This is a genomic window from Polaromonas aquatica (assembly GCF_042659145.1).
Taxonomy (GTDB): domain Bacteria; phylum Pseudomonadota; class Gammaproteobacteria; order Burkholderiales; family Burkholderiaceae_C; genus Polaromonas; species Polaromonas aquatica.
Window position 1 is genome coordinate 318728 of the sequence record NZ_JBHSRS010000083.1, and the last position, 23840, is coordinate 342567.

General features: G+C 61.7%; 24 protein-coding genes. 8 read left to right on the forward strand and 16 right to left on the reverse strand.

Annotated features, from left to right (window positions below):
- Window positions 1-77 precede the first annotated feature (77 nt).
- Together ACFQND_RS20660 and uraH are read right to left on the reverse strand one after the other, a co-directional pair.
- The gene (locus tag ACFQND_RS20660) at window positions 78-1082 is read right to left on the reverse strand and encodes a tripartite tricarboxylate transporter substrate binding protein (protein WP_371436524.1); all 1005 of its coding nucleotides are present in this window, start codon (window positions 1080-1082) and stop codon (window positions 78-80) included.
- A gap of 75 nt (window positions 1083-1157) precedes the next feature.
- Entirely contained in the window at window positions 1158-1511 is a 354-nt protein-coding gene (uraH, locus tag ACFQND_RS20665) for a hydroxyisourate hydrolase (RefSeq protein WP_371436525.1), read from the reverse strand.
- A gap of 99 nt (window positions 1512-1610) precedes the next feature.
- On the opposite strand from uraH, the gene ACFQND_RS20670 reads away from it, so the two are divergent.
- From ACFQND_RS20670 to ACFQND_RS20705, 8 genes are all read left to right on the forward strand, one after another.
- Window positions 1611-2276 (forward strand): GntR family transcriptional regulator, encoded by a 666-nt coding sequence (locus tag ACFQND_RS20670; protein ID WP_371436526.1) that lies wholly within the window; start codon window positions 1611-1613, stop codon window positions 2274-2276.
- The gene (gene puuE / locus ACFQND_RS20675) at window positions 2273-3211 is read left to right on the forward strand and encodes an allantoinase PuuE (protein WP_371436527.1); all 939 of its coding nucleotides are present in this window, start codon (window positions 2273-2275) and stop codon (window positions 3209-3211) included. Before ACFQND_RS20670 ends, puuE begins: the two co-directional genes overlap by 4 nt.
- 141 nt (window positions 3212-3352) lie before the next feature.
- The gene (gene uraD / locus ACFQND_RS20680) at window positions 3353-5140 is read left to right on the forward strand and encodes a 2-oxo-4-hydroxy-4-carboxy-5-ureidoimidazoline decarboxylase (RefSeq protein WP_371436528.1); all 1788 of its coding nucleotides are present in this window, start codon (window positions 3353-3355) and stop codon (window positions 5138-5140) included.
- On the forward strand, window positions 5137-6360 hold the full coding sequence (locus tag ACFQND_RS20685) for a M20 family metallopeptidase (RefSeq protein ID WP_371436529.1): 1224 nt from the start codon (window positions 5137-5139) through the stop codon (window positions 6358-6360). The genes uraD and ACFQND_RS20685 overlap by 4 nt, the downstream gene beginning before the upstream one ends.
- A 262-nt stretch (window positions 6361-6622) precedes the next feature.
- The gene (locus ACFQND_RS20690) at window positions 6623-7645 is read left to right on the forward strand and encodes an ABC transporter substrate-binding protein (RefSeq protein ID WP_371436562.1); all 1023 of its coding nucleotides are present in this window, start codon (window positions 6623-6625) and stop codon (window positions 7643-7645) included.
- Between the two features lie 96 nt (window positions 7646-7741).
- Window positions 7742-8575 (forward strand): ABC transporter ATP-binding protein, encoded by an 834-nt coding sequence (locus ACFQND_RS20695; RefSeq protein WP_371436530.1) that lies wholly within the window; start codon window positions 7742-7744, stop codon window positions 8573-8575.
- Window positions 8576-8595: 20 nt separating this feature from the next.
- Window positions 8596-9363 (forward strand): ABC transporter permease, encoded by a 768-nt coding sequence (locus ACFQND_RS20700; RefSeq protein ID WP_371436531.1) that lies wholly within the window; start codon window positions 8596-8598, stop codon window positions 9361-9363.
- Window positions 9364-9456: 93 nt separating this feature from the next.
- Complete coding sequence (locus ACFQND_RS20705) at window positions 9457-10431, forward strand: LysR family transcriptional regulator (RefSeq protein WP_371436532.1); 975 nt, start codon at window positions 9457-9459, stop codon at window positions 10429-10431.
- 5 nt (window positions 10432-10436) lie between these two features.
- Here the strand turns inward: ACFQND_RS20705 and ACFQND_RS20710 are convergent, their stop codons facing one another.
- From ACFQND_RS20710 to ACFQND_RS20775, 14 genes are all read right to left on the reverse strand, one after another.
- Window positions 10437-11318: an alpha/beta hydrolase gene (locus tag ACFQND_RS20710; RefSeq protein ID WP_371436533.1), complete on the reverse strand. Its 882-nt coding sequence runs from the start codon at window positions 11316-11318 to the stop codon at window positions 10437-10439.
- Complete coding sequence (locus ACFQND_RS20715; protein ID WP_371436534.1) at window positions 11311-12021, reverse strand: ABC transporter ATP-binding protein; 711 nt, start codon at window positions 12019-12021, stop codon at window positions 11311-11313. Before ACFQND_RS20715 ends, ACFQND_RS20710 begins: the two co-directional genes overlap by 8 nt.
- Window positions 12018-12773 carry an ABC transporter ATP-binding protein gene (locus tag ACFQND_RS20720; protein ID WP_371436535.1) on the reverse strand — a complete coding sequence of 252 codons (756 nt, stop codon included), beginning with the start codon at window positions 12771-12773 and terminating at the stop codon, window positions 12018-12020. Before ACFQND_RS20720 ends, ACFQND_RS20715 begins: the two co-directional genes overlap by 4 nt.
- A gap of 61 nt (window positions 12774-12834) precedes the next feature.
- Window positions 12835-13827, reverse strand: a complete 993-nt coding sequence (locus tag ACFQND_RS20725; RefSeq protein WP_371436536.1) for a branched-chain amino acid ABC transporter permease — start codon at window positions 13825-13827, stop codon at window positions 12835-12837.
- Entirely contained in the window at window positions 13827-14747 is a 921-nt protein-coding gene (locus tag ACFQND_RS20730; protein ID WP_371436537.1) for a branched-chain amino acid ABC transporter permease, read from the reverse strand. Before ACFQND_RS20730 ends, ACFQND_RS20725 begins: the two co-directional genes overlap by 1 nt.
- A 139-nt stretch (window positions 14748-14886) precedes the next feature.
- Window positions 14887-15771 (reverse strand): MBL fold metallo-hydrolase, encoded by an 885-nt coding sequence (locus ACFQND_RS20735; RefSeq protein ID WP_371436538.1) that lies wholly within the window; start codon window positions 15769-15771, stop codon window positions 14887-14889.
- A 20-nt stretch (window positions 15772-15791) separates the two neighbouring features.
- Entirely contained in the window at window positions 15792-16964 is a 1173-nt protein-coding gene (locus ACFQND_RS20740) for an ABC transporter substrate-binding protein (RefSeq protein WP_371436539.1), read from the reverse strand.
- A gap of 105 nt (window positions 16965-17069) precedes the next feature.
- Window positions 17070-17624: a 3-hydroxyanthranilate 3,4-dioxygenase gene (locus ACFQND_RS20745; protein WP_371436540.1), complete on the reverse strand. Its 555-nt coding sequence runs from the start codon at window positions 17622-17624 to the stop codon at window positions 17070-17072.
- A gap of 9 nt (window positions 17625-17633) precedes the next feature.
- A complete protein-coding gene (locus tag ACFQND_RS20750; RefSeq protein WP_371436541.1) occupies window positions 17634-18599 on the reverse strand; it encodes a tripartite tricarboxylate transporter substrate binding protein in 966 nt (321 codons plus the stop codon).
- Between the two features lie 30 nt (window positions 18600-18629).
- Window positions 18630-19214, reverse strand: a complete 585-nt coding sequence (locus tag ACFQND_RS20755; RefSeq protein WP_371436542.1) for a CoxG family protein — start codon at window positions 19212-19214, stop codon at window positions 18630-18632.
- Entirely contained in the window at window positions 19211-20047 is an 837-nt protein-coding gene (locus ACFQND_RS20760; RefSeq protein ID WP_371436543.1) for an FAD binding domain-containing protein, read from the reverse strand. Before ACFQND_RS20760 ends, ACFQND_RS20755 begins: the two co-directional genes overlap by 4 nt.
- Window positions 20044-20538, reverse strand: coding sequence for a (2Fe-2S)-binding protein (locus ACFQND_RS20765; protein WP_371436563.1), 495 nt, complete (start codon window positions 20536-20538; stop codon window positions 20044-20046). Before ACFQND_RS20765 ends, ACFQND_RS20760 begins: the two co-directional genes overlap by 4 nt.
- 35 nt (window positions 20539-20573) lie before the next feature.
- Window positions 20574-21536, reverse strand: coding sequence for a dihydrodipicolinate synthase family protein (locus ACFQND_RS20770; protein ID WP_371436544.1), 963 nt, complete (start codon window positions 21534-21536; stop codon window positions 20574-20576).
- Window positions 21533-23689 (reverse strand): xanthine dehydrogenase family protein molybdopterin-binding subunit, encoded by a 2157-nt coding sequence (locus tag ACFQND_RS20775; protein ID WP_371436545.1) that lies wholly within the window; start codon window positions 23687-23689, stop codon window positions 21533-21535. Before ACFQND_RS20775 ends, ACFQND_RS20770 begins: the two co-directional genes overlap by 4 nt.
- Between the last annotated feature and the right edge of the window lie 151 nt (window positions 23690-23840).

The following is a 23840-nucleotide window of genomic DNA, read 5'->3' on the forward strand; positions in this document are numbered from 1 at the left end:
CCCGCGGCTCATGCTGGCCTGGTCGGCTCGCTGCGCATCGCCTTCCTCTTGCGCTACTTCTCTTCCGGGCAAGGGATTTACTCTATCTTGAGATTCTGCGTTTTGACGACATTGCGCCAGGCACGGTAATCCGCTTCAATGAAATGCCCCAGCAGTGCGGGCGAGCCTGGCGCGGCCTCCACAGCATCGGCCCTGAAACGCAACACCACCTCGGGCAGGCTCACAATCTTGTTGATGGCTGTGTTGAGCACATTGATGACGGGCGCCGGTGTGCCTGCGGGAGCCATCAGCGCAAAATAGTTCACCACGTCGATTCCTGCAAAACCTGCCTCCGCCATGCTCGGCACATCGGGCAAGGCGCTGGAGCGTTTTGCGCTGGTCACGGCCAGCGCTTTGATGCTGCCGTTTTTAATGAAAGGCAAAAGTGCCGGAATGGTGCCCGTGACAAGCTGGATTTGCCCGCCAATCATGTCCATGGTGGCCGGTGCCACGCCGCGGTAAGGAATGTGCGTGATAAATGTGCCTGTGCGGGACTTGAGCAGTTCCAGCACGAGGTGGTTCACCCCGCCCGCGCCGGATGAACCGTAATTCAGTGCTCCGGGCTTCTGCCTGGCGAGCTTGACCAGTTGCTTCATGTCGTTGGCAGGCAGGCTGGTGCTCGCCGCCCATACGAGCGGCCCGCTGGCGATCATGCCTACAGGTGCAAACTGGCGCAGCGGATCGTAATTGGCGTTCGGCGTCGATGCCGCCACCGTGGTGAAAGGCGATGCGGCCAGCAGCAGGGTATAGCCGTCGGCAGCGGCTTGGGCCACAAATTGCGTGCCGATTGCGCCTGATGCGCCGGCCTTGTTGTCCACCACAAAGGTGGCCTTCATGACTTCGCCGAGCTTTTGGGCAATCAGGCGAGCCATGGCGTCGGTCCCGGCACCGGGCGCAAACGGCACCACGATCCGGATGGCGCGATCCGGGTAGCCTGCGTAGCCCTGCGCCTGAACGCCGGTGGTAAAAAGACCGGCCACTGCACCCGCAGTCAGCAACAGGGCATGGCGGCGGCTGGCGCTACCGGCTGGTTTGGGATTCATGGGGCAAGGGATAAAAACTTCACGGCCCAATTGTCGCCTTGCCGCATGACAAGCATCGATAAAGGGCTGGCGCTCTTAGCTACCGCGATAGGTCGAGTAGCTCCAGGGACTTGCCAGCAAGGGCACATGGTAGTGCTGGCTGGTATCTGCCACGCCAAAGTCAAGGCTCACCTCATTCAGGAAGGCCGGCTCGGGCAGCACCACGCCACGCGCCTTGAAGTACCCGGCCACATCAAACACCAGCCGGTAGGTACCCACTTTCAATGTGGCGTTGTCGTACAGCAGTCCGTCGGGATTCCGGCCGTCCTCATTCAGCGTGAAGCTTTTCACCAGCAAGGCCTGATCACCCTGCGTGGTGTACAACCTCACGCGCATGCCGCTTGCCGGCGTGCCGTTCATGGTGTCCAGTACGTGTGTGCTCAATCCCATGGTGATTCCTTGAAAGGTCAGGATTACAAAAGGGCCTTGCATAAAGCCCAGTCCACTGAAAGTGTATACACTTTTTGAATTTCAAACTATGATGAATTCATGGAGCCATCTACTACCCACGCCATCGTCGAAGCCCTGACCAAGGCCATTGTGGAGCACAGGCTGCATCCGGGCACCAAACTGGCCGAGCAAAAACTTGCCGACCATTTCGGTGTGTCGCGCACGCTGGTGCGGCAGGCACTGTTTCAGCTCTCGCAGAACCGGCTGATCCGGCTGGAGCCTGCACGCGGAGCTTTCGTTGCGGCGCCGTCCGTAATTGAGGCCCGCCAGGTATTTGCAGTGCGGCGCATGCTGGAGGCCGAAATGACCCGCGCCTTTGTGCGCGAGGTCACGCCCGCCAAGATAAAAGCCCTCAAAAACCATGTTGCCCAGGAAAAGTCGGCTGTCGCCAGTGGTGATGCGCCGGGACGCACCAAACTGCTGGGCGACTTCCATGTGCGCATGGCCGAACTCATGGGCAACGAAGTGCTCGCGCAAATGCTGGGCGAGCTGATTTCACGCTGCGCGTTGATCACACTGATGTACCAGACCGCCAGCGCCGCCGAGCACTCCAGTGACGAGCATGCCGGGATCATCAAGGCCCTCGCGGCCAGGGACGAAGCGCTTTCCGTGCACCTGATGACCGAGCATTTGCTGCATGTCGAAGAAAACCTCGCCTTTGACCGCAAGGTCCCCACCAACGACATTTCGATGGCATTGTCATGAGCAACACTTACGACTCAACCTCGCCCTACCCCCGTGACCTGGCTGGTTACGGCAAAAACCCGCCGCACGCCCAATGGCCCGGCAAGGCGCGGATCGCCGTCCAGTTTGTGCTGAACTATGAAGAAGGCGGCGAGAACGCGGTGCTGCACGGCGATGCCGGCTCCGAACAGTTCCTCTCTGAAATGTTCAACCCGCCAAGCTTTCCCGAACGCCACCTGAGCATGGAAGGGATTTACGAATACGGCTCGCGCGTGGGCGTGTGGCGCATCCTGCGCGAGTTTGAGAAACGCGAGCTGCCACTCACTGTGTTTGGCGTCGGCATGGCCTTGCAGCGGCATCCGGAGGTGACCGCGGCCTTTGTCGAACTGGGCCATGAGATCGCCTGCCACGGCTGGCGCTGGATCAACTACCAGAATGTGGACGAAGCCACCGAACGCGAGCACATGCGCCTGGGGCTGGACACCATTGCGCAGATCACCGGCACGCGCCCGCTGGGCTGGTACACCGGCCGCGACAGCCCTCGCACGCGGCGGCTGGTGGCCGATGACGGCCAGCTGGAATACGACAGCGACTACTACGGCGATGACCTGCCCTTCTGGATGAAGGTGGCCCGAACCGATGGCGTGGTGGTGCCGCGCCTGGTGGTGCCCTACACCCTGGACACCAATGACATGCGCTTTTCACTGCCGCAAGGGTTTTCGCAAAGTGACGATTTTTTCACCTACCTGCGCGACAGCTTTGATGCACTCTATGCCGAAGGTGAGGAGTCGCCGAAGATGCTGAGCATAGGCATGCACTGCCGCCTGCTGGGCCGGCCGGGGCGCATCGTGGCGCTGCAGCGATTTCTCGACCATGTGCAAAAACACGAGCGTGTGTGGATATGCCGACGCATCGACATCGCACACCACTGGCAACAAGTCCATCCCTACAAATGATCTCCCCCCCGAAGCGGCAACGCCGCCTCCCCCTCAAGGGGGCAACACCAGCGGCCCGGCAAAGCCGGTTCCGCGGTATTCCCCGCTTGACGCTCGCACTTCATGCATCGTGGAAGGCGTCTTGCGCCTTGGAGTCCTGATATGGCAATTACCCTGGAACAACTCAATGCGGCGGCCATCCCCGAAGCCGCCCAACTGCTCGACGGCCTCTACGAGCACTCCCCCTGGATCGCCTGGGCCGCGCTCGCGCAGCGTCCGTTCAGGTCGCTGCCGCAGCTCAAACACATCATGGCGCGCATCGTCGCCGAAGCCGATCGCGATGCCCAGCTCGCGCTGGTCCGCGCCCACCCCGAACTGGCCGGCAAGGCCATGGTCAGCCAGACGCTGACAGCCGAATCAACGAACGAGCAAAACAAGGCTGGCCTGACAAATTGCAGCCCGGACGAGTTCGCGAGAATCCAGCAACTCAACACTGACTACAACGCCAGGTTCGGCTTTCCCTTCATTCTGGCCGTGCGCGGCCCGCGTGGCACCGGCCTTGCAAAGCAGGAAATCATCGAGACCTTCGCGCGCCGGCTGGACAACCACCCCGACTTCGAACTGGCCGAGGCCTTGCGCAACATTCACCGCATCGCCGAGATTCGCCTGGACGACAGGTCCGGCACAGAACCCACGCTGGGCAACCTGGTCTGGGACTGGCAGGAAAAGCTTGCACAGCACAGCGACCCCGGTTATGCCGAAAAAGGCCAGCTCACGGTCACCTACCTGACCGATGCGCACCGCGCCTGCGCCCAGCGCATTTCGACCAATATGCGCGACTGCGGCTTTGACGAAGTCGAGATAGATGCCGTCGGCAACGTGGTGGGCCGCTACAAGGCCTTTGGCACGGGAAACAGGGCCGGCGTCAAGACCCTGATGACGGGCAGCCACTACGACACCGTGCGCAACGGGGGAAAGTACGACGGGCGCCTGGGCATCTTCACGCCCATGGCCTGCGTGCGCGAACTTTCGCGCCAGGGCAGGCGCCTCCCGTTCGACCTGGAGGTAATTGGCTTTGCCGAAGAGGAAGGCCAGCGCTACAAGGCCACTTTTCTCGGCTCCGGCGCACTGATCGGCGACTTCAATCCGCAATGGCTGGACCAGAAGGATGCTGACGGCGTTCCCATGCGGGACGCCATGCAACACGCGGGACTGTGCCTCGACGACATCCCCAAACTGCGCCGCAACCCGGCCGACTACCTGGGTTTTGTCGAGGTGCATATCGAACAGGGCCCGGTGCTCAATGAGATCGACCTGCCGCTGGGCATCGTGACCTCCATCAACGGCAGCGTGCGCTACCTGTGCGAGGTCACCGGCATGGCCAGCCATGCCGGCACCACGCCGATGAACCGCAGGCGCGATGCTGCCGCCGCCGTGTCCGAGTTGGCCCTCTATGTGGAAAAACGCGCGGCGCAGGATGGCGACTCGGTCGCCACCATAGGCATGCTGAACGTCCCCAATGGCTCGATCAACGTAGTGCCAGGCCGCTGCCTGTTTTCGCTCGACATGCGCGCCCCGGTGGATGCGCAGCGTGATGCCCTGGTCGCCGACGTGCTGGCGCAGCTGCAGGCGATTTGCGAACGCCGCGGTGTGCACCACGCACTGGAGCTGACCGAGCGTGCCGCCGCTGCGCCCAGCGCGCCGGCCTGGCAGGCCCGCTGGGAGCGCGCCGTCGATAGCCTCGGCGTACCGTTGCACCGCATGCCCAGCGGCGCTGGCCACGACGCCATGAAGCTGCACAAGGTGATGCCGCAGGCCATGCTGTTTGTGCGCGGCCAGAACGCCGGCATCAGCCACAACCCGCTGGAAAGCACAACGAACAACGACATGCAGCTCGCCGTCGAAGCCTTCCAGCTTCTCCTCAACCACCTTGCGACTGAAACACCATGAATGACTACGAAAAAATTGATGCATGGATCGATGCCCATTTCGACGAAGAGGTGCAATTCCTTCAGGAATTGATCCGCGTTCCCACCGACACCCCGCCGGGCAACAACGCCCCCCACGCCGAGCGCACAGCCGAGCTGCTCAAAAGTTTCGGCTTCGAAGCGGAAAAGCATCCCGTGCCTGCAACCGAGGTCAGGGCCTACGGCATGGAGTCCATCACCAACCTGATCGTGCGCCGCCACTATGGTGAGGGCCGAACGATTGCGCTCAACGCCCACGGCGATGTGGTGCCGCCCGGCGAGGGCTGGATTCACGACCCCTATGGCGGCGAGATTGTGGATGGCAAAATTTACGGCCGTGCCGCAGCCGTCAGCAAATGCGATTTCGCCAGCTTCACCTTCGCGGTTCGCGCACTGGAGTCCCTCAACGCCAGGCTTAACGGCAGCGTGGAACTGCACTTCACCTACGACGAGGAATTCGGCGGCGAAATGGGCCCGGGCTGGCTGCTCAGGAACAAGCTGACCCGGCCCGACCTGATGATCGCCGCCGGATTCAGCTACGAAGTCGTGACTGCGCACAATGGCTGCCTGCAAATGGAGGTGACGGTCAACGGCAAGATGGCGCACGCCGCCGTGCCCGACACGGGCGTGGACGCCTTGCAGGGCGCGGTGCAGATCCTCAAGGCGCTGTACGCCCAGAACGCGCTGTACAAGCAAGTCACCTCTCGAGTGGAGGGCATCAAGCACCCCTACCTGAATGTGGGCCGCATCGAAGGCGGCACCAATACCAATGTGGTTCCCGGCAAGGTCACGTTCAAGCTCGACCGCCGCATGATCCCGGAAGAAAACCCGGCCCAGGTCGAAGCCGGCATACGCAAGGTGATTGCAGATGCCGCTGCGGCATGCCCGGGCATCACGGTGGACATCAGGCGCATGCTGCTGGCCAATTCCATGAAACCGCTGGCGGGAAACAAGCCGCTGGTTGACGCCATACAGAAGCACGGCGAAGCATTGTTCGGCGTGAAGATCCCCGCCATGGGCACGCCCCTTTACACGGATGTGCGCCTCTACGCCGAGGCCGGTGTGCCAGGCGTGATTTACGGCGCAGGTCCACGCACCGTACTCGAGTCGCATGCCAAACGGGCAGACGAGCGCCTTGAACTTGAAGACCTCAGGCGAGCCACCAAAGTTATTGCACGTTCATTGAAGGATTTGCTGGCGTGACTCGTATCTTCAGCGCCTCATGAGACGGCTCCTTTGGGGGTAATCACGGGGTAAAAAGGCGTTTGTAGCGGACTGACTTCGCACAAAATAAGAAAGGTTAAACACAAGTGGGCCATGCCTGTTGCGCGCGAAGAAAAACAAGCCTGGCACTGTTTTTGCTTCCCTCTCTGTTCTTCATCGCGCAACCTTGTTACGGTCATTTTTACCCTTACCACCCAAAGACACCTTCATGAAAAAAAGCACGCAAAACTCCTTTTCGCTGATGCCGCTGGTCGCCAAAATCGCCAGCACCTTTGTCGCGGTTGCCGCCTTCAGCACGGCCCAGGCGCAAACCACGCCCATCAAGTTCCAGCTCGACTGGCGTTTTGAAGGTCCTGCCGCGCTGTTCCTCACGCCTGTAGCCAAGGGTTATTTCAAGGCCAACAAACTGGATGTCACGGTCGATGCCGGCAACGGTTCGGGCGGCGCGGTCACACGTGTGGCTTCGGGCACCTACGACATGGGTTTTGCCGACCTGGCTGCGCTGATGGAGTTCCACGCCAACAACCCTGACGCGCCCAACAAACCCGTGGCCGTGATGATGGTCTACAACAACACGCCGGCCTCCGTCATGGCGCTGAAAAAGTCGGGCATCACCAAGCCCTCCGACCTCAACGGGAAGAAGATGGGCGCCCCGGTGTTTGATGCAGGCCGCCGTGCATTCCCGATTTTCGCCAAGGCCAACAACATCACCGGCTTCCAGTGGACAGCCATGGACCCGCCGCTGCGCGAAACCATGCTGGCCCGTGGCGATGTTGACGCCATTACCGGCTTTACCTTCACCTCCCTGCTCAACCTCGAAGCGCGCGGCGTCAAAGCCGAAGACGTGGTGGTGCTGCCCTACGCCGATTTCGGCGTGAAGCACTATGGCAATGCGGTAATTGTTTCGCCCAAGCTCATCAAGGAAAATCCGGCCGCCATCAAGGCATTCCTGCAGGCATTCACCAAGGGCGCAAAAGACGTGGTGACAAACCCTGCGGCCACGATTGAATACGTGAAGGCTCGCGACGGCATCATCAACGTGCCGCTCGAAACCCGCCGCCTCAAGCTGGCGATCGACACCGTCATCAACAGCCCCGATGCACGCGCCGAAGGCTTCGGCCAGGTCAAGGGGCCACGCCTGTCACTGATGGCCTCGGAGGTCTCCGATGCATTTGGCACCAAAACCCGCGTCAACCCGGATGCCGTCTGGAATGGCTCCTTCCTGCCTACAGCCGCCGAGCTGAACATCCTGCCGAAAAAGTAAGTGACCCACAGAAAGGCGTGGTGGCCGTTGGATCACTACGCTTTTAATAGCACGCTGCGCCCGTTATTCCTGGCCTGATAGCCACTTTTACCCTTCATGACACCTCAAACCCCAACAGCTCCCCTGTTCGTGGACTTCTCGGATGTATGGCTGGCCTACAACGAAGAGTTTCTTGCCAAAAAACAGTTTGCGGTTGAAGCCATCGACCTGCAGGTCCGGCAAGGCGAGTTCATCGCCATTGTTGGGCCTTCGGGTTGCGGCAAATCCACTTTCATGAAACTGGCCACCGGGCTGAAAATGCCTTCGCGCGGCAAGATCATGATTGACGGCCAGCCCGTCACCGGCCCGCTCAAGGTGTCGGGCATGGCATTTCAGGCCCCGTCGCTGCTGCCCTGGCGGACCACGATGGACAACGTGCTGCTGCCGCTTGAAATCGTGGAACCCTACCGCAGCAACTTCAAGGACAAGCGCAAGGAGTACGAAGAGCGTGCCCGCAAGTTGCTGCAAAGCGTGGGTCTGGCCGGCTACGAAGACAAGTTTCCCTGGGAGCTTTCAGGTGGCATGCAGCAGCGCGCCAGCATCTGCCGCGCCCTGATTCATGAACCCAAAATGCTGCTGCTCGACGAGCCTTTTGGCGCGCTCGACGCCTTCACGCGGGAAGAGTTGTGGTGCACCCTGCGCGACCTGTGGACAGTACAGAGATTCAACGTGATTCTGGTGACGCACGACCTGCGCGAGTCCGTGTTCCTGGCCGACACGGTGTATGTCATGAGCAAGAGCCCGGGGCGCTTTGTCATCAAGCGGGAGATCAACCTGCCGCGTCCGCGCGACCTTGAAATTACCTACACCAAGGAATTCACCGACATCGTGCACGAGTTGCGCGGACACATTGGCGCCATCCGCCAGACCACCGCCGTGGTTAACGCCTGACCGACGGCCTAAGCAACATCATGAATAAAAAACAACTCGAACGCTGGGCTCCGTGGGTCCTGCTGGTGGCCGTGATTGCCCTGTGGCAATTTACTTGCACCGTCTTCAACGTTTCCGAATTCATCTTTCCGAGTCCCTGGCGCATTGCCACCCAGACATGGGAATTCAAGGGTGTCATCCTTGGGCACGCCTGGCGGACTTATTGGGTCACCATGGCCGGTTTCGGCCTGGCCATTGTCGTTGGGGTGCTGCTGGGTTTTGTGGTCGGCAGCTCACGCCTGGCCTACGCCGCGGTTTATCCGTTGATGACGGCATTCAACGCGCTGCCCAAGGCGGCGTTTGTGCCCATCCTGGTGGTGTGGTTCGGCATCGGCATTGGCCCGGCCATCCTCACAGCCTTCCTGATCTCGTTCTTCCCCATCATGGTGAACATTGCCACCGGCCTTGCCACGCTCGAGCCCGAGCTGGAGGACGTTCTGCGCGTACTCGGCGCAAAACGCTGGGACGTGCTGGTCAAGGTCGGCCTGCCGCGCTCCATGCCTTACTTTTATGGCTCGCTCAAGGTCGCCATCACGCTTGCATTTGTAGGCACCACAGTGTCCGAAATGACGGCGGCCAATGAAGGCATCGGCTACCTGCTGATCTCGGCCGGCTCTGCCATGCAGATGGGGCTTGCATTCAGTGGCCTTGTTGTCGTGGGCGCAATGGCGATGGTGATGTACGAACTGTTCAGCTACATCGAGAAAAACACCACCCGCTGGGCGCACCGCAGCACCAACAACGAGTGATGCGCCTGGCCGTGCCCCGCTTGCGCCTGCAACAGGGATGGCCTTTGGGCACCTGGCCGTAAACTCCGGGTTCGTCCCGGACACAATGCCATCATGACCGATCAAAGAAATGCCCCCCGCCCTGCCGGCGTCACCATGCGCCAGTTGCGGGCGTTTGTGGCCGTGGCACAGGACGAGAGCATCACGCGTGCAGCCCAGCGCCTGCACCTGACGCCGTCGGCGCTGTCCATGCTAATCAGCAGCCTGGAAGGTGAACTTGCCGTGCGGCTGTTTGAGCGCACCACACGGCGCATTGCACTCACCGACGCCGGACTGGAACTGCTCCCCTCCATCAAAAAGGTTTTTGAAAACCTGGACGATGCCTTTGATGGCCTGCGGCAACTGTCGGACAGGCGCAGTGGGCGTTTTGCCGTGGCGACCTCGCCGCTTCTGGCAGCAACGCTGCTGCCGCCCTTGCTGGCCGGCTTTCGCGTGCGTTTTCCGGGTATCCGGGTAGATCTCTTTGATTTGCCGGTGGATGGCATAGCGCAGGCGGTGCGCAGCGGGCAGGCCGACTTCGGCGTTTGCACTGCAGATACGGAAATGCCGGGCCTGGTGCTCACCACGCTGTACCAGGACAGGCTCATGCTGGCCTGCCAGTCAGACCATCCGCTGGCCGATCGGCGCGAAGTGCGCTGGGCCGAACTGGCTGGCGAACCGCTGGCGCTGCTGCGGCACGGCAGCGGCCTGCGCTCACTTGTCGAGCGCGGTTTTGCCGAGATCGGCGAGCCGGTGCAGCCGGCCTTCGAAGTAGCGCATGTCACTACAGCGGTGGGCCTGGTTGAAGCAGGCCTTGCTGTGTCCATCCTCCCGTCCTACGCGCTGTCAAGCGCGCGTTCTCCTGGCGTCGTGGCCGTACCGCTGACGGCTCCTGTCATGGAACGCAATATCGTCGCGCTGACCGATGGCCAGCGCCAGCTCTCGGCACCGTGTGAGGCCTTTTTGACCCACTTCAAAAGTGGAGTCACCGGACTGGCCGCAAGCAGCAGCCAGAAAAAAACCCGCAAAAAAACGGCAGGCCAGGCCTGAACGGCCTAGGCCGGGTCGAACAGGGCCCAGGCGAGTTTGGTCAAGGCTGTATCCGGGTTCATCCACTCCAGAATCACGTCAAAGTGATTGCGCTGCGGCACCTCAAGGTACTGCACACTGCAGCCGCCTTGCCTGCAGGCTGCGGCGTACATCAGCGATTGCCGCTTGAATTCATCGGTATCCTGCTCTGCAACCGCAATACACAGGCGGGTATTGGTGCAGGGTAGCGACTGTATTGGGCTTAGGGCAACAGCCTCCTCCACGCCAAGGTTCAGCCAGTCGTTAGGGGTTGTCTGCTGAACAGGCGCCAGGTCATACAGGCCGCTGACCAGGATGGCAGCTTTCACCACGTCCTGCGGCACGCCTGCGGCGGCCTGCCAGTCTTGCGACAGCAGCATCGCGCCCAGGTGCCCGCCGGCAGAGCTGCCCGACACCACGATGCGGTTCACATCCATGCCGTGCGCGGCACCGTTGCGATACAGCCAGGCCAGGCTGCGGCGGCATTGCGCAACAATTTCATGCAGGCTGGCCTGGGGCGCCAGCTGGTAATTGATGGATGCAACGGCGATGCCGTGCTGCGTGAAATTCCTGGCCATAAAGACCGAGTCTTCCTTGACCAGCGAACGCCAGTAACCGCCATGCACAAACACAAACAAGGGCGCATCCGCCCGGCCCGGCACCGGGAAAAGATCCAGCAACTCATCGGGGTTGGGGCCGTAGCGCAGGTCGCGTACATGCGGCAAGGCATACATGGGCGTGGACAGGTCCCGGTAATCCCGCAGAAATGGCTCCACGTCAGGCACTGTAGCGCGGGCATTGTATTGGCGCGCCAGTTCAGCAACGCCCAGGTTGCGCCAGCCCTCGCGCCCCGCAAGTTGCTCAGACACCGAGTGTGTCCTTCAGGACATCCGTGGCAGCCAGCAGGCTGGGTGAACTTCCGCTCCACACCGTCCGGCCTTTCTCCATGATGAAATGCGTGTCGGCAATGCGCAGCAAGGGACCAATGTTCTTGTCGATCACAAGTACCGACAAACCGGTGTTCTTGAGCGCCTGCAGGCAATCCCATATCTCGCCGCGCACCAGCGGCGCCAGGCCTTCGGTGGCCTCGTCGAGCACCAGCAGGCGCGGATTGGTCATCAGGGCGCGGCCTATGGCCAGCATCTGCTGTTCGCCGCCGGAAAGGTTGGCGCCCAGATTACCGGCTCGCTCTTTCAGGCGCGGAAAAAGCTTGTACACACGCTCCAGTGTCCAGGGGTCGCTGCGCTGCAGGCGGTTGTGCGCCGTGGCCACCAGGTTTTCATAAACCGTCAGGTTGGGAAACACCTGGCGCTGCTCGGGCACCAATCCCAGGCCAAGCCGGGCGATCCTGTAGGACGGCCAGCGCGATACATCCTGCCCCGCAAACTGCACACGCCCGCTACGCGCGCTCATGATGCCCGTGGCGGTGCGCACCGTGGTCGTCTTGCCCATGCCGTTGCGGCCCAGCAGCGTGACGAACTCACCTTCAGCCACACTCAGTGCCGCACCGAACAGGGCTTGCGCGTCTCCGTAGCACACCTCTATGTCGCTTATCTGCAGTAAATCGTTCATACCGGTAACACCTCATCGCCCAGGTAGGCTGTTCGCACTTCTTCATTGGCGCGTATTTCCTGCGGCGTCCCGCTCGCAATGATGCGGCCATAGACCAGCACCGAGATGCGGTCGGCCAGCGCAAACACCGCATCCATGTCATGCTCCACCAGCAGCATGGCGTAACGGCCCTTGAGCCCCTGCAACAGCTCCACCACCTTGCCGGACTCCTGGTGGCTCATGCCCGCCATGGGTTCATCCAGCAGCAACAGCTTGGGTTCGGCCACCAGCACCATCGCAAGCTCAAGCTGGCGGCGCTCACCATGGGCAAGATCCGACACCGGCGCGCGCGCGCGATGGGCCAGTCCGGCTTGACCGATGGCATGCAGCGCGGGCTCCACCAATTCAGGCTGCCGCAGCATCGGCGTCCAGAAACCGAAGCTGTGCCCGCAGTGTGCCTGCATGGCCAGCGCCACGTTCTCCAGGACGCTCAGCTCCGGAAATACCGAGGTGATCTGGTACGAGCGGGCAAGGCCGCGCAGCGCCCGTTGTGCCGGCGCCAGCGATGTGATGTCCTTGCCGTCAAACCGTATGCTTCCGCTGTCCGGTGCGACTTCACCACCGAGTTGCCCTATCAGGGTGGTCTTGCCCGCGCCATTGGGGCCAATGATGGCGTGCAATTCACCAGGTGCCAGCGTCAGCGATACATGGTCAGTTGCCAGCAGCCCGCCGTAGCGCTTGGCCAACTGGCTGATTTCAAGAATATGGCTCATTGGAATACCTTCGTGCTTCACACTGCGGTGCGAGCTTGCTTGGGGCGGCCCGGCGCGGCGCTCATGACCGCTCCTTTGTGGAAAGCAACTCCGCCGCAGCCAGGCCCCTGCGTTCACGCCAGGCGTCCCAGTCGAGCAGGTACCCATAAAGGCCGCGCCTGGCCGTCAGCACCACCAGCACGATCAGCGGACCGAGGATCATCGGCCAGTGGTCGGTCATGGCCTTGAGGATTTCCTCGCTGACAAGCAGCGTGATGGCCCCCACCAGCGGGCCAAATACCGTGCCCATGCCGCCCAGCACAACCATGATGATCAACTCACCCGACACCGTCCAGGCCAGATAAGCAGGGGAGGCAAAACCCGTGAGGTTCGCATACAGCAGGCCGGCCAGGCCGCACAACATGCTGGACAGGACATAGGCAGAAAGCTTGTAGCGCAGGGTCGGGAAACCCATGGCCTTCATGCGCCGCTCGTTGATACGGCAGCCGCGCAGGACCATTCCAAAGCGCGCATCCACCAGGCGCTTTGTACCAACCAGCGCGACCAGCACCAGCGCCAGTGCGACGTAATACAGCACCACCGGAGAGCCCAGGCTGAACAGGCCAAACTCGCTGCGCGCAGAAATGGGCAGGCCGTCATCACCGCCGTATTGCTTGAGGCTGACGAACAGGTAGTAAAACATTTGCGCAAACGCCAGCGTGATCATGATGAATGCAATCCCGCTGGTACGCAGGGAAACCGCGCCGGTTATCAAGCCGATGACTGCGCAGGCAGCCAATGTCACACCCAGCTGTACCCACCCATTCGTGACGTCATGCTGCGCAAGAACACCCACCACATATGCCCCAAGCCCCATGTAGAGGGCATGGCCAAAACTCACCATGCCGCCATAGCCGAGTATTAGATTCAGGCTGATCGCAGCAAGCGCAAAAATCAGGATACGGCTCACAAAAGTCAGCGCAAACGGCTCACCCGCAAAACCCGCATAAACAGGCGCCACCAGCAGGAGCAGCGTGACGATGGCGACAAACCAGGAGGAAAATTTATTGCGCATCATTGGTTTTTCACCGGAAAAAGACCTGCCGGCTTGAAGGCCAGCACCGCCGCCATGAAAATGCAGATCAGCATGGAAGCCAGCGCGGGGCCTGCAGCCTGTGCGGTACTGCGGTCAAGAAACTCGCGCAACAGCATGGGCAGGAAGGCCCGGCCGGCCGTGTCGATGAAACCGACAATCAGCGCCGAATAAAAAGCACCGCGCACGGAGCCGATACCGCCGATCACGATCACGATCATGGCGGTTATCAGTATGGGCTCGCCCATGCCGGGTTGTACCGACAGGATGGGCCCGCTCATCAGGCCGGCAACGCCGGCAAGTGCCGCACCCAATGCAAAAATCGCCGCATTGAGCAGCTTGATGTTGACGCCCAGCGCCGCAACAATGGTTGGGTTGCTTGACCCCGCACGAATCAGCATGCCCACGCGGGTCTTGTTGATCAGCAGATAGCAGCCCAGCGCCACCAGCAGGCCCACCACGATGATGGCAAAGCGGTATGCGGAATAGGAAATGCCAAACAGGCTGACCGTGCCTGACAGGGCCTGCGGCACATTCATGTAGTAGGGGGACGCACCCCAGACCCAGCGCGCCAGCTCGTTGAAGAAAAGAATCAGGCCAAAGGTAGCCAACACCTGGTCCAGGTGGTCACGGGCATACAGGCGCGCGGCCACGATGCGTTCGACAGCAAAACCCAGCGCGGCGCTGCCGGCAATGCCGACCAGTGCCGCGATGAAAAAGGAGTCGCTGCGCACATACGCGGTTGCGGCAAAGTAGGCGCCCATCATGTACAGGCTGCCATGCGCGAGGTTGATGAAATTCATGATGCCGAACACCAGCGTCAGGCCGGCGGACAGCATGAAAAGCAGGACCCCCAGCTGCAGGCCGTTGAGTATCTGGATTGAGAAAAGCGACAGGCTCATGACTGGCGCATTGTTATGGGGCCGGCAACGGCGGTCGCCGTAAAAACCGGATAGGGCAGGTTCCAGGTGAAGGGCATCGTTTCAGTCGCAGTAAGTAAATGGAAATATGAAGCGGGAATTCAGGCCTGCGCAATAACGCTCAGCCCTCACCCACAAAACGAAACCTGAACGCATTGTGCTCACACACGATATGCCCCGCGGTGGGCGCCGGAAAATGCGCCGGCAGGATCAGTACATCCGTATTGGCATAACGCTCAAGGAATTCCCGTCGCGTCCGGCGGGAAAGCGCCGGATCAGCGCAAAATCGTGTGCTCCAGTCGGGGTAGGCGATCTGCAGCACCGTATGCAGAAGGTCGCTGGCAATGATGGCATGCTGGCCTTGCGACTGCAATGACACACACACCAAGCCAGGCGTGTGCCCCGGTGCCGGCAGCAGGGACACCGCATCATCGATGCGGTGATCGGTGTCCACAAAATCAACCAGCCCGGCGTCTACCACCGGGATGATGCTGTCTGTCATGTAATCGCCTGTGCGGGCGATGTTCGACTCACCCTCGCCGCTGCGCCAGTAATCCCACTCTTTGCGGGTGAACAGGTAGCGGGCATTCGGGAAGGTCGGCACCCACTTGCCATCAACCAGCCGGGTGTTCCAGCCGACGTGGTCCACATGGAAATGCGTGCACAGCACGATGTCGATATCTTCAGGGGCGAACCCCGCACTCCGCAGGCTGTCCAGCCAGTCCCAGCCCTGCCGGTCAAAAGCCGGACGGCGCCGCTCCTTGCAGTCGCCGACACAGGTGTCAACCAGGATGGTCTTGCCGTGGCTGCGGATCACAAACCCCTGAAACGCCAGCACCAGCTTTCCGGCTGCGGGATCGTAAAAGCGCGGCGCGAGCCACGACATGTCGCGCTCCAGATCGGCCGGGGTCCAGTCCGGATAGACCTCGGCCGGCTCCAGCACCGGAAATTCGGATTCGACCACGCGATCCAGCCGCAGATCACCGATCTGAAAATGCGTAGTCACCGCCAGGATCCTTGCCGGACTTACTTCAGCGCACATTCCTTGTAATAGGCGTCTGCATGGTCCTTGAGCACCACACCCTTGTTCACGAACGCGGCCTGGCCGGAGGCGTCTTTTGCGACATCAACACGGTAGAAGTTGCGGATCGGGAACTGGTTGGTATTGAACTTGAACGGGCCCGCTACCGACTTGAACTCGGCTGACTTCAGGGCAGCGCGCAGCGCATCCTTGTTATCGGCCTTGCCGCCAGTCTTGAGCAGCGCGGCATTTATCAGCGAGGCCGCGTCATAACTTTGCGCCGCATACAGCGATGGCGAACGGTTGAATTTCTTCTTGAAATCCTCGACAAATTTTTTGTTCTGCGGGTTGTCGATGTCGGGGCTGTAAGGCGAACCTGTCACCACGCCCAGGGCAATGTCTTTCAGCGCGGGCAGCGTGGTGCCGTCCACGGTGGACGTGGACAGCAGCGGCAGTTTGCCGAGCAGCCCGGCCTGCTGGTACTGCTTGACAAAGTTCACGCCCATGCCGCCTGGGTAAAACACATACACCGCGTCCGGTTTGGCCGCCTGCAGCTGCGCAATCTCGGCCGAGTAGTCAGGCTGGTTGACCTGGGTGAACACTTCGTCCATCACCTGGCCTTTGTAGAAACGCTTGAAACCCGAAAATGCGTCCTTGCCGGCCTGGTAGTTTGGCGCGAGCATGTAGACCTTTTTATAGCCCGCGTCATTGGCGTACTGGCCCATGGACTCGTGCAGCGAATCGTTGTTCCATGAGGTGGAGAAAAACAGCGGGCTGCAGCCCTTGCCGGTCAGCGGCGTCGGTCCTGCATTGGAGCCCACCAGCAACACGCCGGCATCGGTGATCGGCTTGTGGATGGCCATCATCACATTGGAGAATGTCACCCCGGTGATGATGTTCACCTTGTCTTTTTCAATCAGCTTCTGCGCCAGCTGAACACCCAGGTCGGGCTTGAGCTGGTCGTCTTCCTTGATCACCTGGACAGTGGCACCGCCCAGTTTTCCGCCAAAGTGCTCCAGGCCGAGCATGAAGGCGTCGTACTGGTCCTGACCCAAAGCACCCGCAGGACCCGACAAGGTTCCCAGGAAGCCAATCTTGACTGTTTGCTGCGCCTGAGCCGAGAGACTGCAGGCAACCAGGCCCAACACCACCACCATGCTGTTCAACTTGAGTTTCATAAGGATTCCTTGCTGTAGAAATGAACCAGAAAATATCGAAACCAATAAATTTATGCCTAATTAGTTTAGGCATAAACTTAATCCCGTCAATACCCGTTAACCCCTTTAATCCGGCCTTGCCGACCGCGTCGCATGCCAGGACTGCCAGTCGCGCCCGGGATGAACGGTTCCGCATGTGGGGCATGTACGCAAGCTTGATGCCGAGTCGTAAAAATTCCCGTACACGCGCGGCAAATCCTCCACGATGCTCTGCAATTGCAGTTCGCTGCGGTGGACCAGCCCGCCGCAATGCGCGCAGTACCACTCGAAGGCATCAATGACGCCTTTCGGCCGGGTACGCTCGATCACGGTGCACAGGCTGTCCGGATCGGGGCGTTGCGGCGAGTGGCGCACATGGGCCGGCAACAGGAAAATATCGCCTTCATGCAGGTCAATGCGTTCGAACTTCCCCCTGTCGGCAATCAGCAAATGGGCGCTGCCCCGAAACTGGTGGAAATACTCTTCATATGGATCATCATGAAAATCCGTGCGCTGGTTGGGCCCGCCCACCACCGTCACTATCATGTCCGTGTCGCGCCAGACCTGCTGGTTGCCTACAGGCGGTTTGAGCAGGTGCCGGTTTTCCTCGATCCAGCGGGGGAAATTGATGGGTTTCAGCATGGTGTCTCCTTAATCAACCTTGATCGCGGCGCTTTTTATCACCGCAGAATACTTGGCAATCTCGCTTTTTATATAAACCGAGAACTCGCGCGGCCCCAGGCCTGACGGCTCCGCACCCAGTCGCGCCAGGTTCTCCCGGATTTCCGGCAGCAGCAGGGCCTGCTGCACCTGGGCATGCAGTTTGTTCACCACATCGGGTGGGGTATGGGCCGGTGCCAGCAAGCCGAACCAGGCCACCGTCTCGTAGCCAGCCACACCGCTCTCGGCCAGCGTCGGCACCTCCGGCAGCTCAAGCGACCTTTTGGCGCTGGTCACGGCCAGCGCCTTGAGTTTTCCGCTGCGAATAAAGGGCAGCACGGTCGGGATGTTGATGATCATGGACTGCACCTGGTTGCCCATCAGGTCGGTCAGCGCGGGCGCAGCCCCCTTGTAAGGCACGTGGAGCAGGTCCAGGCCGGCCGAGGACTTGAGCAACTCCGCCGACAGGTGCGACAGGCTGCCGCTGCCGGCCGATGCGATGGTGATCTTGCCCGGTTGCTGGCGCGCCAGCCGGACAAAATCGGCATAGCTGCGCAGGCCCATGCTGGCATTGACGACAAGCAGGTTGGGGGCCGTGGCAATCAACGCGATCGGGGAAAAATCCTGCACGCTGTCGTAAGGCAGCTTCGCATACAAACCCGGGGTCACGCCGTGCGAACTGCCATTGGCCAGGAACAGCGTGTAGCCGTCGGCAGGTGCCTTGGCCACCGTGTTGGCGCCTATGCTGCCGCCGGCGCCGGGCTTGTTGTCGACCACAAAGGGCTGGCCCAAGGCATCCCCCAGTGACTTGGCCAGCGACCGCGCCAGCAGGTCGGAGCCATCGCCGGCGGTGGCCGGTACGACAATTTTTACCGGCCGGGCCGGGTACTGCGCCATTGCGATGTTCCCCAAGACCAGCAAGCTTCCACCCAGCAGTAATTTCAGAAAAATTTTCATAATTCCTTGCTTATCAAAACTTGTTAGTCCTTAGCGGCTCAGCCACCAGATCAGTGTGACCGCCAGGACGGCCGCAACGGCGATGCCCACAGTTTTGGCAGTGGCTGACGACCGTGCTGCGGCAGGTATTTCAGTTTCTGCGGAAACCGCCTGGGCAGCCGCAGCTTCTGCAGGAGCAGCTTCAAGCTGACCCGCGAAACGCACAAAAAAATCATCACTCATTTTGCGCACGGTCGCCTCTATCAGCCGCGAACCGATTTGCGCCAGGCGGCCGCCCACCTGGGCATCGGCTTTCCAGTCGAGCCGGGTGCCCTCGCCTTCGGGCGCCAGTACCACCCGTGCCTCGCCCTTGCCAAAGCCGGCCACGCCGCCCTGCCCTGCAAACCGCAGCGTGCAGCTGGTGGGCTCGACCACGTCGGCAAGCGTCACCGTGCTGGCGAAGCGGGCCGACACGGGTCCGATCACAACCTTGACCGTGCTTTTGTATTCGTCTTCGCCTGTGCGTTCAAATTTCTCGCAACCGGCAATGCACTGGCGCAATACTTCCGGGTCCAGCAAGGCCTGCCAGACACGCTCAACGGGATGCGGAAGAAGGCTGGAACCCTGGTAATTCATAAGGTGACGGTCTGGTTGGTGGCTTGAGCGGCCGTGGGTTTCAGGATATTTTGTACAGCACGCCGGGTCAGCACTGCGGCCAGGTGAACGCGATACTCTGCGGACGCATGGATGTCGCCCGAGGCCTGATCGGCATCCAGCCGCAGGCCCTGGAGCGCCTCGGGCGCAAAGCTGCCTGACAGCGCCAGTTCAGCGGCCTGCCAGCGGCAAATCCCGAAACCCAGGCCCGTGATGGCCACACGCACGCTTTTTTCACGCCGCGCCACAGCCACGCCAGTCAAGGCGAAACGCGATGCCGGTTGTTCGAACTTCAGGTAATGCGCGTCCTGCAAGCGGGGAAAACGCACACCGCAAACAATCTCGTCGGGTTCCAGCGCAGTTGTGAAAAGACCGCCAAAAAATTCATCCGCCGGGATCTCGCGCCGGTCTGTGCACACCGTGCCATTGAGCGCCATCACGCCGGCAGGCCAGCAGGCCGCCGGGTCGGCATTCGAGATCGAACCACCCAGCGTGCCGCGGTTGCGCACCTGCTGGTCGCCAATGCCATGCGCCAGTTGACCCAGCATGGGCACGATGCGCCGCACCAGCAGCGACGCGGCCACACTTGCGTGCGTGCACATGGCGCCAATCCACAGGCCGCCCTCTTCCTCGCGCAGCGCCGTCAGTTCGGGCAGGCCCTGCAAGTCAATCAGCAGCGACGGCGCGGCAAAACGCAATTTCATGGCGGCCAGCAGGCTTTGCCCACCGGCCATCAGCTTGGCCTCGGGGTCATCGCGCAGCCATTGCGCGGCCTCTGCCACACTGCAGGGGCGGCGGTATTCAAAGGGGTTCACCTCGCAACCTCAACTTGAGACTGGGTCCGCATGCGCTGCATGCCTTCACACACCGCATCCACGATACCGCGGTAACCGGTGCAGCGACACAGGTTGCCCGAGAGCGCGCAGCGCACGGCTTCGGGCTCGGCCGGAACGTCTTCGCCGGCCATGGCCACCCCACGCATCACCATGCCCGGCGTGCAATAGCCGCATTGCAGCCCATGGTGGCGGCCAAAGGCCTGCTGCATGGGATGCAACGTGCCGTCGGGGGACTCCAGTCCTTCAATCGTCAGCACGCTGGCGCCATTGACCTGGGCCACCAGCAGGTTGCAGGACTTGCTTGCCGCGCCATCGACCATCACGGTGCAGGCACCGCACTGGGCCGTGTCGCAGCCCTGGTGTGTGCCGGTCAGGCCAAGGTCCTCGCGCAGGAAGTCCACCAGCAGCGTGGCCGGCTCAACGGCTTTTTCGACACTTCGGCCGTTGACCTGCAACGCGATGGGAATCATTGCCATGTACTCGCTCTACGCCGTTTCAAAGCAACTCAGGCCAGCTTCAGGCCGCTGCGGGCTAGGGCCTCGCGCGTCGCGGCCTTCTCGGCCTCCGTCAGGTTGAGCAGCGGACGGCGCACCGGGCCGCCGACCTGGCCCAGCAACTCCATCCAGTACTTGGTATAGGCCTGCGGCGTGCCGCTCGGGCGGGCCGAGCGGAAGGCGGCACGCGCGGGCTCCAGGCTGTCACGCACCACCCGCGCCTCGGCGTGTTTGCCTTCGAAGGCCAGGCGTGTGTATTCATTGATGCGCTGGTCGACCGTGGTCTGCAGCAGGAAAGGCGGCGTGGAGCACAGGTACAGGCGCCAGTCCAACTCGATAATGTTGTCCAGCCATTCCTCTTCGGACGCCGTGCTGACGATGATCTTGTCGCCGGCCAGTTTGGTGAGCTTCTTGTACATCGCGCGGTCCACGCTGTACTTGATCGCAACGATATTGGGCAGCTCGGCAATGCGGGCACACAGTTCCGGACTCATGACATAACCGCAATCCGGGTGGTTCCACAGCGCGATGCCTATGTCCAGCTGTTCGCTGAGGTGGCGATAGTACTCATACACGGTGGAGTCGATGTCATGGTGGAAGTGCAGCACGGGGCTGTGCACCACGATGTAGTCGGCGCCTATATTCTGCGAATGGCGCGCCAGCTCCAGCACCACATCCAGGTTGGTGTCGGAGCACGAGGTCACGATGCCGCAATGCCCGGCGGCTTCTTCCACCGCCAACTCGAAAGTACGCTTGCGCTCCGCCACGGACATCGAGAAAAATTCACCCTGCTTGCCGCAGACGAACAGGCCGCCCAGCTTCAGTGCCTGCGCCCAGTGTTTCATGTTCTGGCGAAAACCGGCTTCGTTGAGCGACAGGTCTTCGTTGAATGCCGTGGCTGTGGCAGCCCAGACTCCACGGAAGTTCTGCCGGGCGTAGTCCTTGGCGTCGGATTTGCGGTATTTTGTACTCATGCTGTGGTCTTTCCGGATAAAGGTTGTGGTTGCATGGCCCGCCAGAGGCGTTCGGCCGTGAGGGGGAAATCCAGTTCTTTTTCGCCCAGCGGTGCCAGCGCATCCGCCGCGGCATTCAGCAAGGCAGCCGGCACGCCAATGCAACCGGCTTCGCCGACGCCCTTGGCACCCAGCAGGTTGGCCTTGCTCGCCACGGCCAGGCTCTCGAATTCCATGGGCGGCATGTCGTCGGCGCGCGGGATGGCATAGTCCATGAGCGAGCCTGTCAGCAACTGGCCTTCGCTGTCGTAAACGATGCGCTCCAGCATGGCCTGGCCCAGCCCCTGCGCCATGCCGCCCAGCAACTGGCCCTCGGCAAGCTGGGGCGAAATGATGCGCCCGGCATCATCGGCCCAGACCATGCGTTCAATGCGGGGTTTGCCGGTATCACAGTCAATCGCCATACGGGCAATCACACAGCCGTAACTCCAGGCTTCGCTGGGCGCGGTATACACGGTTTCGGCAACTATCGGCAGCGCCTCACCGGCATCACGCCGTTGCGCCGCCATGCGTGCGGCCTGGGCAACGGCGCTCCCGCCTATGGCCATGCTGCGGCTGGCCAGCGCGCCTATGCCTTCGGGACATGAGCCGGTGTCGCCATGGTCGACGCGCACACGCGCCACATCACAAGCCAATGCCTCTGCGGCAATCACGGCGTAACTGGTCTGGTGACCCTGGCCCTGTGCTGCGGAGCCGCTGGCCACACACACACCACCGTCAGCCTGCAGCGTGACGCGGGCGCTTTCCCAGCCCTGCCCGCAGGGCTCGACATACATCGCCACACCGATGCCCAGCAGTTCGCCCGCAGCCCGGCGCCGAGCCTGCTCACGCCGCTCGCCGGCATAGTCAAAACGTGCGCAGGCGCGCTCAAGTGCTGCGCTGTAGTCGCCTGCGTCAAAACACTCGCCGGTTGGCGTTGCATATGGCATGGCGCCGGCCTCAACCAGGTTACGCAGGCGCAACTCGACCGGGTCGATGCCGGCCTGGCGGGCGGCCATCTCGACCAGCCGCTCCATCAGCAAAGCGGCCTCGGGGCGACCGGCGCCACGGTAAATATTGACGGCAGCCGCGTTGGACATGCCGGCTTGCGCAGCAATGTCAACGCCGGCCACACGATAGGGTCCGGGCAAAATGCGTGCGGCATTGCGCGCGGGAACCACTGTGCTGAAAGGCAACCAGGCCCCCATGGGGAACTGCAGCCGCGCCTGCAGGTGCAGGAAACGCCCCTCGGCATCCAGCCAGAGTTCACCTTCCAGCCTGGCGCCGCGCCCTTGCGCCGCAGACATGAACTCTTCAGAGCGCGAGGAGATCCACTTCACCGTGGCCTTCAGATGGTGCGCAGCAAAGGCGACCACCAGGTCTTCGGGCGAGACAGACGCCTTGGCGCCGAACGCGCCACCCACATCCGGTGCAATCACACGCACCCGGCTTGTCGGCAGGCCCAGCGTGCGGGCAATGTCGGCACGCGCCCTGGACGGTGCCTGCGTGCCCAGCCAGGCCGTGAGCATGCCGCTGCCGGCATCCCACCGGGCCACGGCGGCGCGCGGCTCCAGCGACATGGCAATGACGCGGGATTGCCGGTGCGACAGGCTCACCCGATGCGCAGCGTCCGATGCCCGGGCGTTGCCCGACTGGTGGCGCACGCTGCCTAAAGGTTCTGCGCCGGGTGCCATATCGCCCTGTGCCGGCTCTGCGTCGTAATCCACAAACACCTGCTCGGCGGCGGCTTGCGCCGCTTGCAGGCTGCCGGCAATCACCAGCGCAATCGGCTGCCCCACCGAATCCACCCGTCCCTGGGCCAGCAACGGGCAGTCAGGCAAGCGCATGCCGGACACCAGTTCATTGATGGGTGGCATGAAATGGCCGGCCAACTGCTCCGGGCCAATCACCGCCACCACGCCCTCCGCATCGCGGGCAGCCTGCTGGTCAACACTCAAGAGACGCGCCCTGGCATGCGTGCTGCGCACAAATACCGCGTGCAGCATGCCCTGCTGCTGCACATCATGGACATACAGGCCACGGCCGGTGAGCAGGCGATGGTCTTCCACACGCGCCAATCCGCCAGGTCGCCGGTCGGCAGGGAGCTCGGTAATTGCAGGAGTGGAAAAAGTCATGGGGCCGGAATGCATCAGTAAAGCTGATTACAGTCGCACCCGTGCCGCGCAACAAGCGAATTTTTCTGAACGATTGTTCAGCGCCGGTTGACAGTCACCCCGGCCTGCCCGGCCGCCCTGCAGGGCAGAATTCTTGATGAAATCGGGCTCA